At 42.5% G+C, this 15,209-nt stretch carries 10 protein-coding genes; all 10 read left to right on the top strand.

The window, feature by feature from the left end; genetic code table 11:
* Nucleotides 1-60 precede the first annotated feature (60 nt).
* Nucleotides 61-2,358 (top strand): NADP-dependent malic enzyme, encoded by a 2,298-nt coding sequence (locus tag WAA86_RS07945; RefSeq protein WP_337300467.1) that lies wholly within the window; start codon nt 61-63, stop codon nt 2,356-2,358.
* Between the two features lie 9 nt (nt 2,359-2,367).
* Complete coding sequence (ruvA, locus tag WAA86_RS07940) at nt 2,368-2,949, top strand: Holliday junction branch migration protein RuvA (protein ID WP_337300466.1); 582 nt, start codon at nt 2,368-2,370, stop codon at nt 2,947-2,949.
* A gap of 5 nt (nt 2,950-2,954) precedes the next feature.
* Nucleotides 2,955-10,118: a T9SS outer membrane translocon Sov/SprA gene (gene sov / locus WAA86_RS07935; RefSeq protein WP_337300465.1), complete on the top strand. Its 7,164-nt coding sequence runs from the start codon at nt 2,955-2,957 to the stop codon at nt 10,116-10,118.
* Nucleotides 10,119-10,245: 127 nt separating this feature from the next.
* Complete coding sequence (gene gcvH / locus WAA86_RS07930; protein ID WP_337300464.1) at nt 10,246-10,626, top strand: glycine cleavage system protein GcvH; 381 nt, start codon at nt 10,246-10,248, stop codon at nt 10,624-10,626.
* A gap of 34 nt (nt 10,627-10,660) precedes the next feature.
* Nucleotides 10,661-11,020: a VanZ family protein gene (locus WAA86_RS07925; protein ID WP_337300463.1), complete on the top strand. Its 360-nt coding sequence runs from the start codon at nt 10,661-10,663 to the stop codon at nt 11,018-11,020.
* 52 nt (nt 11,021-11,072) lie between these two features.
* The gene (locus WAA86_RS07920) at nt 11,073-11,777 is read left to right on the top strand and encodes an energy transducer TonB (RefSeq protein WP_337300462.1); all 705 of its coding nucleotides are present in this window, start codon (nt 11,073-11,075) and stop codon (nt 11,775-11,777) included.
* Nucleotides 11,778-12,097: 320 nt separating this feature from the next.
* A complete protein-coding gene (cyoE, locus tag WAA86_RS07915) occupies nt 12,098-12,997 on the top strand; it encodes a heme o synthase (protein WP_337300461.1) in 900 nt (299 codons plus the stop codon).
* A gap of 6 nt (nt 12,998-13,003) precedes the next feature.
* Nucleotides 13,004-13,582 carry a cytochrome c oxidase subunit 3 gene (locus tag WAA86_RS07910; RefSeq protein ID WP_337300460.1) on the top strand — a complete coding sequence of 193 codons (579 nt, stop codon included), beginning with the start codon at nt 13,004-13,006 and terminating at the stop codon, nt 13,580-13,582.
* Between the two features lie 154 nt (nt 13,583-13,736).
* Entirely contained in the window at nt 13,737-14,717 is a 981-nt protein-coding gene (locus tag WAA86_RS07905; protein ID WP_337300459.1) for a cytochrome c oxidase subunit 3, read from the top strand.
* A gap of 65 nt (nt 14,718-14,782) precedes the next feature.
* Nucleotides 14,783-15,166 (top strand): cytochrome C oxidase subunit IV family protein, encoded by a 384-nt coding sequence (locus tag WAA86_RS07900; protein WP_337300458.1) that lies wholly within the window; start codon nt 14,783-14,785, stop codon nt 15,164-15,166.
* The last annotated feature ends 43 nt before the right edge of the window (nt 15,167-15,209 follow it).

Below are 15,209 nucleotides of genomic sequence, written 5' to 3'. Positions count from 1 at the left end.
ATCCAAAACATTTTTATATAAAGAATACCATTAAATTTGTTTTTTTTAAATGACACTTATATGAGCAAAGAAAAAAGGAGAAGGGAGGCTTTGGTCTATCACGCCAAGCCGCAACCTGGAAAGATTAAGATTGTTCCTACGAAACCCTATGCTACCCAGCGAGATCTGGGACTTGCTTATTCTCCGGGTGTAGCGGAACCTTGCTTGGAAATTGCAAAGGACAAGGATAACGTTTATAAATATACGGCCAAGGGAAACATAGTTGCAGTAATATCCAACGGAACAGCCGTTTTGGGATTGGGAGATATTGGACCTGAAGCATCAAAACCCGTGATGGAGGGAAAAAGTCTTTTGTTCAAGATCTTTGCTGATATTGATGGGATCGATATTGAGGTGGATACCAAGGATGTGGACAAATTTGTGGAAACGGTGAAAATGATCGCCCCTACCTTTGGCGGGATCAACTTGGAAGATATCAAAGCTCCTGAGGCATTTGAAATTGAAAGAAGATTAAAAGAAGAACTGGATATTCCGGTAATGCACGACGATCAGCACGGAACGGCCATTATTTCTGCCGCCGCTTTGTTGAACGCCCTGGAGATTACGAAAAAGAAAATTGAAGACGTGCGAATCGTTATCAGTGGAGCCGGTGCTGCCGCGGTATCCTGTACCAAATTGTACAAGGCATTTGGGGCTAGCAGTAAGAATATTGTAATGTTGGACAGTAAAGGGGTGATCCGTAGCGATAGGGAGAATCTTTCTGGAGAGAAGTTGGAGTTTGCCACCGATAGAAAGATAGATACCTTGGAAGAAGCTATGGTTGATGCCGATGTTTTTGTTGGGCTGTCCATTGCCAATATCGTATCTCCTGAAATGTTGCTGTCCATGGCCAAAAATCCCATTGTATTTGCAATGGCCAATCCGGATCCCGAGATCGCATATGACATAGCATATAAGACCAGAGAGGATATCGTGATGGCGACCGGCAGATCCGATCATCCCAACCAAGTGAACAATGTGCTTGGATTCCCATTTATTTTTAGAGGGGCCTTGGATGTTAGGGCCACAAAGATCAATGAGGAAATGAAGATGGCTGCTGTAAAGGCGTTGGCTGAACTGGCCAAAGCTCCAGTGCCGGAACAGGTAAATATTGCCTACGGTGAGACCAGGCTAGCATTTGGTAAGGATTATATTATCCCAAAACCATTTGATCCTAGGCTTATTTCCGAAATCCCACCAGCGGTGGCCAAGGCCGCCATGGAAAGTGGCGTTGCCAAAATGCCCATTGAAGATTGGGAAAAATATAAAGAAGAGCTCATGCAGCGCTCCGGAAACGATAATAAAGTGGTTCGCTTGCTCCACAACAGGGCAAAATCGAACCCAAAAAGAATCGTATTTGCCGAAGCAGATCATTTGGACGTGCTCAAAGCAGCGCAAATATGCTATGACGAGGGTATTGCTATTCCCATCTTATTAGGAAGAAAAGAGGTTATTTTAGAGCTTAAAAAGGAGCTGGAATTTGATGCCGATGTGCTCATTATTGATCCCAACAGTGACGAATCCAATGAAACCAAGGATAAGTATTCCATTAAGTACTGTGAATCCAGGAACAGAAGTGGCGTTAGTCTATATGGTGCCCGTATAAAAATGAGGGAGCGTAATTATTTTGGGGCCATGATGGTAAGGGAAGGAGATGCCGACGGAATGATCTCAGGTTATTCCAGGGCCTATCCAACGGTAGTAAAACCAATTTTTGAAGTCATAGGCAAGGCTTCGGATGTTAAAAAAGTGGCGACGGTAAATATCATGATCACCGATCGCGGTCCTTTGTTCTTATCCGATACGGCCATTAATATAGATCCTAGTGGGGAAGAATTGGCAGAAATTGCCAGAATGACCGCCAATGTTGCCAAAACATTTGGATTCCAGCCAGTGATGGCCATGTTGTCCTATGCCAATTTTGGATCATCGAACCATCCACATGCGGCTAAGGTAAAACAAGCGGTAAAGATTTTGCACGAATCGAACCCCGAATTGGTGGTAGACGGAGAAGTGCAGATCGATTTTGCCCTGAACAAAGAATTGCACCAAAGCAAATTTCCATTTTCGAAATTGGCAGGGAAAAATGTAAACACCTTGGTGTTCCCCAATTTGGAATCGGCCAACATCACTTATAAATTGCTAAAAGAATTAAACAAATCGGACTCCATTGGGCCAATTATGGTCGGCTTGCGTAAAGCTGTCCATATCATGCAATTAGGAGCCAGCGTAGATGAGATCGTCAACATGTCCGCTGTAGCCGTTGTGGATGCCCAAGAAAGGGAGCGAAGAAAGAAGGCAAAATCTGAGGTTAAATAATCAACATCTATGGTCACCCATCTTAAGGGGAAATTGGTTGAAAAAAATCCTACCCACGTAGTCATAGAGTGCTCAGGGGTAGGATATTTTGTTAATATTTCCCTACATACATTTTCAAAAATCGGAGATTCGGAAAGCATACAGCTTTTTACCCATTTGCAGGTGAAAGAAGATTCCCATACCCTGTTCGGTTTTGCAGAAAAGTCGGAACGTGAAATATTCAGGTTGTTGTTGTCCGTTTCAGGTATTGGATCTAGCACGGCCAGGACCATGTTGTCCTCCTTGTCACCGGGGCAGGTCAGGGATGCCATTGCAACTGGAGATGTGGCCACAATCCAAGGAATTAAAGGGATTGGAGCAAAAACGGCCCAACGGGCAATTTTGGATTTAAAGGACAAAATTCTTAAAATTTACGATATAGATGAAGTTTCGGCCACTTCAAACAATACAAATAAGGATGAAGCGTTATCAGCATTAGAGGTTCTTGGATTTGTCCGCAAACAAGCAGAAAAAGTGGTGGATAAAGTTTTGGGTCAAGATCCCTCACTAAGCGTTGAGAATATTATTAAACTGGCGCTTAAAAATTTGTAAAAAGTTTGAAAACAGGGGCAAAATCATTTCTTACATCTTTTCTATTTAAGTTTTTACTAATCGGTGCCATTATTATCGGGACCTTCCAAACTGCATCCGGTCAAGAGACGGAGGAGCAGGAGGTGGATTCCACAAAAACCGGTGTGGCCCTGGGAAGGCTATTGTTGAAAAACCCGAATAGTATAGTCGCAAAATACACCTATGATCCTAAAATGGATCGCTATATCTTCACGGAAAGTGTGGGGAAATACGATATAAGCTATCCCATAATTCTAACTCCAGAACAGTACCGGGATTTGGTAAAAAAGGAGGATATGAAATCCTACTTTAAGGAGAAAATGGATGCATATTCCGGAAGAAAGGCTGGAAGCGAGGAAGCGAGAAAAAATTTACTGCCCAATTTTTATGTAAACAACAATTTCTTCGAATCTATTTTTGGAGGTAATACCATAGAGGTAATACCCCAGGGTTCCGTAGCTATGGATTTGGGGGTTATTTGGCAAAAGAACGATAATCCGGCCCTTTCTCCACGAAATAGGACCAACCTATCCTTCGATTTTGATCAGCGCATCAGTTTGAGCATGCTGGGCAAAATTGGAGAGCGCCTTCAGGTGACCGCCAATTACGATACCGAGGCTACCTTCGACTTCCAGAACTTGGTAAAGTTGGATTACACCCCCACGGAAGATGATATAGTCCAATCCATAGAGATCGGTAATGTGAACATGCCGCTGAACAGTTCCTTGATCACTGGGGCACAGAGTTTATTTGGGGTAAAGACAAAATTGCAATTTGGAAAGACCAGTGTCACAACGGTTTTTTCAGAACAACGCTCACAGAGCAATACCGTAGTGGCTCAGGGTGGGGGTACCTTAAATGATTATTCCCTTTCTTCCTTGGACTATGATGAGGACAAGCATTTTTTCCTTTCACAATATTTTAGGGACAATTACGATAGGGCCCTTGAAAATTACCCGTTCATCAGAAGTCAGGTTCAGATCACTAGATTGGAAGTGTGGGTGACCAATAGAAGCCAGCAGACCTTAAACGTAAGAAATGTGGTTGCCCTACAGGATCTTGGGGAGGCAGTGCCTTCCAAAACAAGAATAGGTAGGCTCAACAGTAACCCGCCAGGATTTTTCAATTCTTCTTCCGCAGGAGATTTGCCCAGGAACAATGCCAATGATTACGATCCGGCATTGATTGGTAATGGAGGGGCTTTGACGCCACAGGTAAGGGATATTGCCACTGTTGAGAGCGGTTTTAATGTTCCTTCATATGATGTGAACCAGGGGTTCGACTACGCCATATTGGAAAATGCGCGTAAGTTGGATAATGGGAGGGACTACCAATTCAATACCCAGTTGGGGTATGTTTCATTGAACCAGCGCTTGAGCAATGACGAAGTTTTGGCTGTTGCGTTTCAATATACCTTCAATGGAGAGGTCTATCAAGTAGGAGAATTTGCCAACGGGGGAGTCGATGCCACCAGCGTATCCTCAGGTACCCAGAATCCGGTGGTCAACAACAATACTTTGGTCTTAAAGCTTTTGAAAAGTAATATCACCAATGTGATAGATCCAATTTGGGACTTGATGATGAAAAACATCTATTCTACGGGTGCCTTTCAGTTGAGTCAGGACGACTTCAAATTGAATATTTTGTATTCGGATCCTACCCCAAGAAATTATATTACCCCGGTAGACAACTCTCCAGGGGCTGGTTGGCCGAACAACCCTAAACCATTGGAGGAGCGAATCCTTTTGGACGTCTTTAATCTGGACCGTTTGAATACCTATAACGATATTCAGAGTGGAGGGGACGGTTTTTTTGACTTTGTACCAGGAATAACGGTCGACACACAATCGGGAAGAATTATTTTCACCAAGGTAGAGCCCTTTGGGGAATATTTGTTTGAAACCCTGGGCGGTGGAAACTATGATGTAAATGATGGCCAAGGTTACAACGTTAACCAACAGAAATACGTCTTTAGGAATATGTATGCCCTGACCAAGGCTGCTGCCCTTCAAGACGCAGATAAAAATAAATTTATCATCAAGGGACAATATAAATCCGAGGGCAGCAACGGAATTCCCATTGGCGCTTTTAACGTGCCCCAAGGGTCGGTACGTGTAACGGCAGGTGGACGCCAATTACAGGAGGGTATAGATTATACAGTAAACTATCAAGCGGGAACGGTTCAAATATTGGATCCCAGTTTGGAGGCTTCCAATACCCCAATTAATATTTCCGTAGAGAACAATGCGGTATTTGGGCAACAGAGCAGAAGATTTACAGGGGTGAATGTAGAGCATCAATTCAACAAGAACTTTTTGTTGGGTGCTACTTTATTGAATCTCAATGAGCGTCCACTGACCCAAAAATCCAACTATGGGGTGGAGCCGGTAAACAACAGTATCTTCGGTGTGAACGGGAACTTTTCTACCGAAGTGCCCTTTCTTACCAGATTGGCCAATAAATTACCCAATATAGATACCGATGTTCCATCCAATCTGTCGGTTCGGGGAGAGGTGGCATGGCTACAGCCCGGGTCGCCAAAAAATGCAGATTTTGAGGGGGAGACCACAACCTATGTGGATGATTTTGAGGGAGCACAATCCCTGATAGATATCCGCTCTTCTCTGGGCTGGTCCTTGGCCAGTGCCCCTGTGGAATTTACCGATGGCAAGAATGGATTGGAAACGGGGTACCAAAGGGCAAAAATGGCCTGGTACACCATCGATCCCATTTTTTATACCAATCAAAGGCCTACAGGAATTACAGATTCAGATCTTTCTACCAATCCAACCAGAAGGGTGTTTATAGATGAGGTTTTTCCTCAGGTAGATATTGCCCAAGGGCAAACTACCGTGCAGAGCACCTTGGATGTATCCTACTATCCTAATTTAAAAGGGCCCTATAACAATAACCCAAATTTTGGTGGCGAACAGCCCAACAATAAATGGGGAGGGATCATGCGCGCCCTTAGCAGTACCAACTTTGAACAGTCCAATGTGGAGTTTGTTCAGTTTTGGGTATTGGATCCCTATGTGGACGGTAACACGACCTCCAGTGGAGAACTGGTCTTCAACTTTGGGAACATATCTGAGGATATCCTAAAAGACGGAAGAAAACAATATGAAAATGGTTTGCCGGGGGTCAATAGCAACGATCTGGTGACCGAAACTACTTGGGGAAAGGTGCCTGCTACACAATCGTTGGTGTACGCTTTTGATACCAATGAGACCAATAGGGGATTGCAGGATTTGGGTTTTGACGGTCTTGATGATGCTTCTGAATCCTCATTGTACTCAAATAATCCGGCTACCGACCCTGCATTGGACAACTACCAATATTACCTGAACAGGGAGGGTGGTATTCTCAATAGGTATTTGGATTTTAACAACCCACAGGGAAACTCTCCAGTACAGGTGACCAACACCAATAGGGGGTCTACCACCTTGCCCGATGTGGAAGACGTGGATAGGGATCTGACTATGAACACGGTCAACAGTTATTACGAGTACCGTATTGCCATTAAGCCGAATACGACCATCAATGACAAGTATGTTACCGATATAAAAGAAGGGGTTACCCCTCAGTTGCCCAATGGGACAACCCTGAACAGAAGGTGGATACAGTATAAGATTCCACTTAGTGATTTTACAGATGCCGTTGGAGGCATCAGTGATTTTAGGTCCATCAGTTTTATGCGTATGTACCTTACCAACTTTTCAGACGACGTAACCCTGCGTTTTGCTACCTTGGATCTCGTACGTGGCGATTGGCGTACCTATACCAACTCACTACAGCCGGAAGTGGATAACAATCCCGCTGATGATGGTACTTTTGTTGACGTCAATACGGTCAACATTGAAGAGAACAATGCCAGAACACCTATTCCCTATGTGCTCCCTCCAGGTGTCATCAGGGAGCAATTGAACAACAACAACACTATAATCCGCCAAAATGAGCAATCCCTGTCCTTTGTAGTGGAGAATTTGGAATCTGAGGATTCCAGAGGGGTGTTCAAAAATGTAAATATTGATATTAGGCAGTATGAGCGTTTAAAGATGTTCATGCATGCCGAAAAAATAGTGGACAGCGATTATACCAATGACGAGACCCCTTTGGTTGGTTTTTTAAGGATTGGAACAGATTTTACCCAGAACTTCTATCAAATAGAACTTCCATTGCAGTTTACCCCTTTTGGTTCTTCCTTGGATACGGACATTTGGCCAGAGGTAAACGAGATTGACATTGCATTGGACGATCTTTCCAAGGTAAAATCGTTGGGAATATCCAGCCAATCGTTGAATACCGTCAATTTCTATGAAATTGTAGATGGGGAGGTAGTGCCCGTTGATGAATTTGCGCCCAGATCGCCCGGTAGGGTTCGTATAGGAATTCGGGGTAACCCATCCTTGGGGAGCTTGAGAAGTTTGATGGTTGGGGTTAAGAATATAGATAATTTGCCAGCAAGGGGAGAGGTATGGTTCAACGAACTACGTCTTGCCGGATTGGATAATAATGGGGGATGGGCCGCCGTAGCTGCCGTAGATGCCAATATTGCGGATTTTGCCAACTTCTCCGCCACGGGAAGCAAGAGTACTTCTGGATTTGGTGGTATAGATCAAATGCCCAATGAGAGATCTCGGGAAGATGCTGTTTCCTATGATGTGGTGACCAATGTAAATGTCGGACAATTGTTGCCAAAAAAATGGGGAATACAGCTGCCTTTCAACTACGGGATATCAGAGTCGCTGATCACCCCAGAATTTGATCCTGTATATGACGATTTGAAGTTGGAGGATCGGGTGTCGGCCGCAGGCTCCCAAGCGGAGGCAGATGCCATAAAGGAGCAGGCAGAGGATTATACTAAAAGAACCAGTATCAACCTTATAGGGGTCAGAAAAAACCGTGGAGAGGAAGCCGATGCCAATTTCTACGATGTGGAAAATTTTACGTTCAACTATTCCTATAACGAAACCGATCATAGGGATTTCCAGATCGCGGAATTACGGGACCAGAATGTGGTTACAGGAATGGTGTACAACCATAATTTTAAACCCGCCACCATTGCACCGTTTGCTAAAAAGGATTCCTTGTTCAATGGTAGCTATCTGAAATGGTTGAAGGATTTGAATTTTAACCTGTTGCCTACCAGTATTGCCATTAATTCCAATATTAACAGGTCTTTTAACCAACAGCGTTTTAGGGATGTTCTGGAACCTGGGGTAGAATCTTTGGATCTTCCTGTACTGCAACAGCGAAACTATCTTTTTAATTGGCAATATGCGTTGAACTACAGCTTGAGCAAGTCATTGAGATTGAATCTAACGGCATCGAACAACAACATTGTCCGTAATTTTTTCGAAGAAGAAGGAAATCAAGATTCTGGAATTGATCCGGCCCTAGGGCTATGGGACGGCTTTTGGGATATTGGGGAGCCCAATAGACATTCGCAGCAGATGCAACTGAACTATGAGGTCCCTTTCAATAAGATTCCTGCCCTCGATTTTATCAATGCCCAATACAGCTACACCAGTAATTTTGATTGGCAAAGGGGAGGCGATGCCCTGAACGAGATTGCTAGGTTGGAACCGGGTCAGGAAAATGTTTCCATCAATACCATTCAAAATGCCAATACCCATACGATCACTGCCTCCCTGGGGATGCAAAAGCTATATGATTATTTGGGTCTGAAGAAAAGGAGCTCCAAAGAAGCGGCAAGCGCAAACAATACAAGAAGGGATAAGGCGGGTAACCTTTCCAAAAGGGACGAAGCAGAACAAAAGACCCAACAGAAAACCAGCGGTCTTTTCAATACCGCCGTAGATGTCCTCACCATGGTGAAGCGGGTCAATGTGAACTACAGTGAGAACAATGGTAAGGTGCTTCCCGGATACACTAGGTCCATCGGATTTATCGGGACAGCAAAGCCAACCATAGGATTTGTGTTCGGAAGTCAGGCCGATGTGCGTTTTGAAGCTGCCCGTAATGGATGGTTGACTACTTTTTCTGAGTTCAACCAGCAATTTATCGAACGTGCCAACAAGCAGCTGAACATTACGGCTACGGCACAACCTTTAAAGGACCTTACCATAGATTTGGTGGCCGATAGGCAATTCTCTGAAAGTTATCAGGAGAATTTCAAGGTCAACCAATTGGCGGATGGTACATTTGAATATGAAAACCTATTGGGGAACAATTATGGAAACTTTAGTATTTCCACGATCATGATCGGTACCTCCTTTGGGAAAAGTGATGAATTTACTTCGGAAAGTTTTGAGGAGTTCAAGAGCAACAGGATCACTATTGCCAATAGATTGGTGTCCGATAGGGGTCAGTCTACAGGACAGGTGGATGCGGATGGATTTCCGGAACGATACGGCAAAAACCAACAAGAAGTATTGTTGCCGGCATTCTTTGCAGCCTATACCGGCCAAGATGTGGATAGGGTGAACCTGGATGCCTTCAGGGAAATTCCAATTCCAAACTGGAACATTAAATATACCGGCTTGATGCAGAACAAATGGTTCAAGAAGAAATTCAAGCGTTTTTCTTTGAGCCATGGATATAGGGCCGCCTATAGTATCAACTCATTCCAGACCAATCTGGAGAAGCAGAACACGCCTATTGATCCTGAAAACGGGGATTTTTTGCCGGATAATATTATCAATAATGTGGTGTTGACAGATCAGTTCAACCCCTTGATGAGGGTCGATTTTGAAATGAAAAATTCAATGAGTGTGGTGGCCGAGGTAAGAACGGATAGGGCACTCTCCTTGAGTTTTGACAACGACCTACTAACGGAGATCAATGGAAAGGAATATACGGTTGGACTTGGATATAGGTTTAAAGATGTAAAATTGGTGACCAATATTGGAGGAGAGAAACAGCGTTTCAAAGGGGATCTTAACTTAAAGGCAGATGCTACCTTAAGGGACAATGTCACGATCATAAGGAATTTGGATATCACGAACAACCAAATAACATCGGGGCAAAACCTATTGTCTGTAAAGTTTACCGCAGATTATGCCTTGAGCAAAACCTTGAACGCCCTGTTCTTCTATGATTACTCATTTTCCCAGTTTGCGGTTTCTACGGCTTTCCCACAGTCTACCATCAATACTGGGTTTACCATACGGTACAATTTTGGTAATTAAGCTGGTAAGAACCGAATTTCTGGAACTGGGTCAGGGCTTTCTTGTGAATTGTTAATAATGAATTACTTTTTTTGAATAGATTCCTAAAATCCCATACATTTGCGGCTCTAACAATTAAATTAAAGACATGAGCGTACCGTCCGAATTAAAGTATACCAAAGACCACGAGTGGGTTAAGATTGAAGGGGATATTGCAACAGTGGGGATCACAGATTTTGCCCAAGGGGAATTAGGTGATATCGTTTACGTAGAAGTGGAGACCTTGGATGAAACTTTGGATAAGGAAGAAATATTTGGAACGGTAGAAGCTGTTAAAACGGTTTCCGACCTTTTTCTTCCATTGAGTGGGGAGATCGTTGAGTTTAATACATTGTTGGAAGATGAGCCCGAGAAGGTAAATACCGATCCTTACGGAGAGGGGTGGATGATCAAAATAAAGTTAAGCGATCCTTCGGAAGTTGATGGACTTTTGAGTGATGCAGATTACAAGGAATTGATAGGTGCTTAATAACAGCCTATTTACAATTGCATTTATAAGCTGGATGGTGTTCATAACACTGCTCAGCTTATTTTCTTTCTCAGAGAATGACCTTCCAAATTTTGAAATAGCCAATTTGGATAAACTGGTTCATTTTACTTTTTATTATGTTGGGACGGTGTTTGGGGCTTTGACCATTAGGGAAAGAACTCATGGTAAACGAGGTCTTGTGAAATCAATAATTACTATTGTTGCCGTAATGGTGCTTTATGGTATAGTTATTGAGGTGATACAAAGTGAGTTGACTGTTGCCAGGGAGGGAGATATATTTGATGTCCTGGCGAACACTTTAGGGGCTTTATTTGGTGCTCTGTCCATAAAACTCCAATTTTCTGGGAAAAGGCAGTTAAAATGGAAAAATTAATTGTTTTTTTATTAAATTAATATTTAAATTAGCAAACCTTAAAACTAACTATATGGAACCAAAAAAGAATCCAAAGGCAGATTTGACAAAAAACAGCGGCATGTACTTTGTTATAGGCTTGTTTGTTGTGATGTTGATTACATGGCGTGCTTTGGAATGGAAAACTTACGATGAACAGACTACATATGACGTTTCTTTGAACGTGGAAGATATGTTGGATGAAGAAGTTCCAATGACGGAACAGATCAAGACTCCACCACCTCCACCGCCACCAGCAGCACCTGAGATCATTACGGTTGTTGAAGATGAGGTTGAAGTTGAGGAAACAGTGATAAAATCAACTGAAACTTCCCAAGAAGAGGAAATCATTGAGGTGGAAGATATCGCCGTTGAGGATGTTGAAGAAGAAATTGACGTTCCATTTGCAGTTATTGAAGATGTACCCGTATTCCCTGGATGTGAAAACGAAAAGGATAAGAGGGCATGTTTCAATGAAAAAATGCAAGATCATATCCGTAAGAACTTCCGTTACCCGGAAATAGCCCAAGAAATGGGTGTTCAAGGTAGGGTTAGTGTGATGTTCGTAATCCAAAAGGATGGTAGCATTGGAAACATTAGAATGCGTGGACCGGACCAAAACTTGGAAAAAGAGGCGGAAAGAATTATCAGCAGATTGCCAAAAATGACTCCTGGTAAACAAAGGGGTAGAGCGGTAAGGGTTCCTTTCAGTATTCCGATTACCTTTAAACTACAGTAATTATTAGACCAAAATGGTCCTAGATCCATAGGATTTGTTTTGAAAACAATAAAAACCCTGGCCTTGGTCAGGGTTTTCTTTTTGAGAATGTAGCATATGTTGGCCAAGGTTGCGGTATTAGCCTTAGTTTTCTGTCATAAGGCTCAAAATGTGATGGAAAACAGGTTAGGGAAAAGTGGCTGCAGGGTGTTTGTATTCTTTAATTGAGATGGTTTATGAGTGAAAGATAGGTTTGTGACTTCAAAATAACATAAATACCCGTAATAGGTTGGAAAAAAATCAATTGGGTCTTATCTTTGCACTCCTTTTAAAAATACTAAATGAAGACTGCGGTTCAAACAGCAAAAAGTACCTTATGGTCTTTGGTTTTTGCTGATTTTAAAGAGATTACCAAAGCTAGGCTGGCGGTAAGCGTTGTCTTTTCCTCAATTGCCGGTTATTTTCTAGGTGCCGTAGAGATCAGTTATCTGTCCCTTTTCTTATTGGCATTTGGTGGGTATTGTATGGTTGGGGCCTCCAATGCTTTTAATCAGATCATCGAGAAAGATTTGGATGCCTTGATGAACCGGACCAAAAACAGGCCTATCCCTTCGGGTAGGATGTCCGTGAATACCGCAATGGCCATCGCCGTTGTCCTGACCATTATTGGTTTGGTGTCCCTTTATATTCTCAATCCAAAGACCGCCATGTTCGGTGCTATTTCCATCTTTTTATACACCAGTGTCTATACCCCGTTAAAGACCAAAACACCGCTTTCGGTATTTGTGGGTGCTTTTCCAGGAGCCATACCCTTTATGCTCGGGTGGGTTGCAGCTACCAATGATTTTGGGATAGAGCCGGGAACACTATTCATGATACAGTTTTTTTGGCAGTTCCCCCATTTTTGGGCCTTGGGATGGATGCTCGATGAGGATTATAAGAAAGGTGGATTTAAGATGCTTCCAACGGGAAAGAAGGACAAAGGGACCGCACTTCAGATTATCATGTATACCATTTGGATGATGGTGATCTCTGTAATCCCGGTTTTTGGCATTACAGGTCGACTCCAATTATCCATTGGAGCGGCAATTATTATTTTTATCATGGGGCTGGTCATGCTGTTTTTTGCCATGCGGCTTTACGAAAGAAAAGATAACAAATCTGCCAAGAGTCTTATGTTGGCAAGTGTTTCGTACATCACCTTGATGCAGGTGGTATATGTAGTGGATAAATTTATTTAACAATTTATGGATTTAACAACAGGTACTCCAAAGGAGAAGAACGATAGGGCAAAGAAAATGATGCTCTGGTTCGGGATAGTAAGTTTGATCATGGGTTTTGCTGGCTGGACCAGTGCCTATATTGTAAGTAGTACAAGGGAAGATTGGCTCACCGATCTGCAGTTGCCCTCTTCATTTTTGTACAGTACGGTGGTACTGGTGATGAGTAGCGTAACATACATCCTGGCCAAATCTGCCATCAAGGCCGATAACCGCAAGATGTGCACCAATTGGTTGTGGATCACCTTTGTATTGGGACTTGCCTTTATCTTTTTGCAGTTCAATGGGTTTTCCGAAATGATTGCACAAGGTTACTATTTTACAGGGCCTACCAGTAGTATTACCATGTCCTATATCTTTTTGATTGCTATGGTCCACATACTGCATGTGGTTGCAGGATTAATATCCCTCTCGGTGGTGTTGTACAACCAGATCAAGGGAAAATATTCCTCCAAGGAGTTCTTGGGACTGGAATTGGGAGCTACCTTTTGGCACTTTTTGGACCTCTTATGGGTCTATCTCATCTTGTTCTTTTATTTCTATTAAAACTAAATAAAGGGGAATTCTGGGAAATAGAGGCGAAAATGTCAACTACTTCCTGAAATACATGAAATTTTTCCTATTTTTTAAAACTCAAAAATTTTGTGTAGACGAAAAAAATGTAAATTTGTGAAAATTTTATTAATACGATAGTTTATATATGGATACTACGGTAACAACGGGTACAGAAGAAAACGTTTGGGGAGGCGGAAGCGAGAATCGACCTCTAGGAGCAAGTTATGGTAAAATGATGATGTGGTTCTTCATTGTGTCTGATGCCTTGACCTTTTCCGGCTTTTTGGCGGCTTACGGATTTTCCAGATTTAAGTTTATAGAGACATGGCCAATTGCCGATGAGGTATTTACCCACGTTCCTTTCTTTCACGGGAATTTCCCTATGTACTATGTGGCATTTATGACCTTTATCCTGATCATGTCATCTGTAACGATGGTTTTGGCAGTAGACGCTGGTCATAAAATGAAACAGAAGAGTGTTATCTGGTATATGTTCCTGACCATTATCGGTGGTGCCATTTTCGTTGGTTCACAGGCCTGGGAATGGGCAACTTTTATCAAAGGGGATTACGGTGCTATCGAGACCAAAGGTGGTCGTATCCTGCAATTCGTAAAGGCCGATACCGGAGAACGTGCTGCATTGGCTGATTTTACGGCCCAGTTGCCTGAAGAGCGTATTGCTCATGAGAGTAAAAATGGACTGTGGTTCGAAGAGGAAGGTACTTTGGCAACATATTCCGTAAATGAAGTTGTTGAAGGCTTTAAGGCCAACTCCAATATTGTGATCCGTACAGAATTGTTGAACGAAGAAGGAGAGAAGACAGTTCTTAGTAGGGAAGAATCATTAAAATCTTTGGAGAACGCAAAATATGTGGTAGAAGGTGCAAATCTGATCCACAATGAATATGGCAGTCGTTTGTTTGCCGATTTCTTTTTCTTTATCACCGGATTCCACGGATTCCACGTATTCTCGGGAGTAGTCATCAACCTGATTATCTTCTTCAATGTGATCTTGGGTACTTACGAACGCAGGGGTCATTATGAAATGGTGGAGAAAGTTGGACTTTACTGGCACTTTGTGGATTTGGTTTGGGTATTCGTATTCACATTCTTTTATTTGGTATAATCATTTCAAAAAAATACAACCTCCATACTGGTTAAAGAATAGGAGGCGCATATAAAACATATAAAATGGCACACGCACACAAATTAGAAATTTTTAGAGGTCTATTGAAGTTCAAGTCGAACACCCAGAAAATTTGGGGAGTATTGATTTTCTTAACCTTGGTCACAGCAGTTGAAGTTGCCTTGGGTATTATAAAGCCAGAAATTTTGACCAAATCCTACGTTTTGGGAATGAAATCACTGAACTGGATCTTTATCATCCTTACCTTGGTTAAAGCCTACTATATTGCATGGGATTTTATGCACTTGCGGGATGAAAAAAGCTCTTTGAGAAGAACTATAGTTTGGACACCAATTTTCTTGGTCGCCTACCTGATCTTTATTTTGCTGTTCGAAGCAGATTATATCTTTCAGGTGTACAAGGATGGATTCATTAAATGGAATTTCTAACGTATAATTAACAGAATTAAAAGACGGTTTTTATACCGTCTTT

The sequence above is a fragment of the Sediminicola sp. 1XM1-17 genome (assembly GCF_037203765.1).
GTDB lineage: Bacteria > Bacteroidota > Bacteroidia > Flavobacteriales > Flavobacteriaceae > Sediminicola.
Note: the sequence above shows the minus strand (reverse complement) of the source record. Positions and strands in the feature narration are given on the sequence as shown.

What these genes read in the sequence shown, in the direction of transcription:
- WAA86_RS07925 (WP_337300463.1), top strand. Translation starts at nt 10,661, where the DNA reads ATGGTGTTCATAACACTGCTCAGCTTATTTTCTTTCTCAGAGAATGAC.
- WAA86_RS07920 (WP_337300462.1), top strand. Translation starts at nt 11,073, where the DNA reads ATGGAACCAAAAAAGAATCCAAAGGCAGATTTGACAAAAAACAGCGGC.
- cyoE (WP_337300461.1), top strand. Translation starts at nt 12,098, where the DNA reads ATGAAGACTGCGGTTCAAACAGCAAAAAGTACCTTATGGTCTTTGGTT.
- ruvA (WP_337300466.1), top strand. Translation starts at nt 2,368, where the DNA reads ATGGTCACCCATCTTAAGGGGAAATTGGTTGAAAAAAATCCTACCCAC.
- WAA86_RS07910 (WP_337300460.1), top strand. Translation starts at nt 13,004, where the DNA reads ATGGATTTAACAACAGGTACTCCAAAGGAGAAGAACGATAGGGCAAAG.
- WAA86_RS07945 (WP_337300467.1), top strand. Translation starts at nt 61, where the DNA reads ATGAGCAAAGAAAAAAGGAGAAGGGAGGCTTTGGTCTATCACGCCAAG.
- gcvH (WP_337300464.1), top strand. Translation starts at nt 10,246, where the DNA reads ATGAGCGTACCGTCCGAATTAAAGTATACCAAAGACCACGAGTGGGTT.
- WAA86_RS07900 (WP_337300458.1), top strand. Translation starts at nt 14,783, where the DNA reads ATGGCACACGCACACAAATTAGAAATTTTTAGAGGTCTATTGAAGTTC.
- WAA86_RS07905 (WP_337300459.1), top strand. Translation starts at nt 13,737, where the DNA reads ATGGATACTACGGTAACAACGGGTACAGAAGAAAACGTTTGGGGAGGC.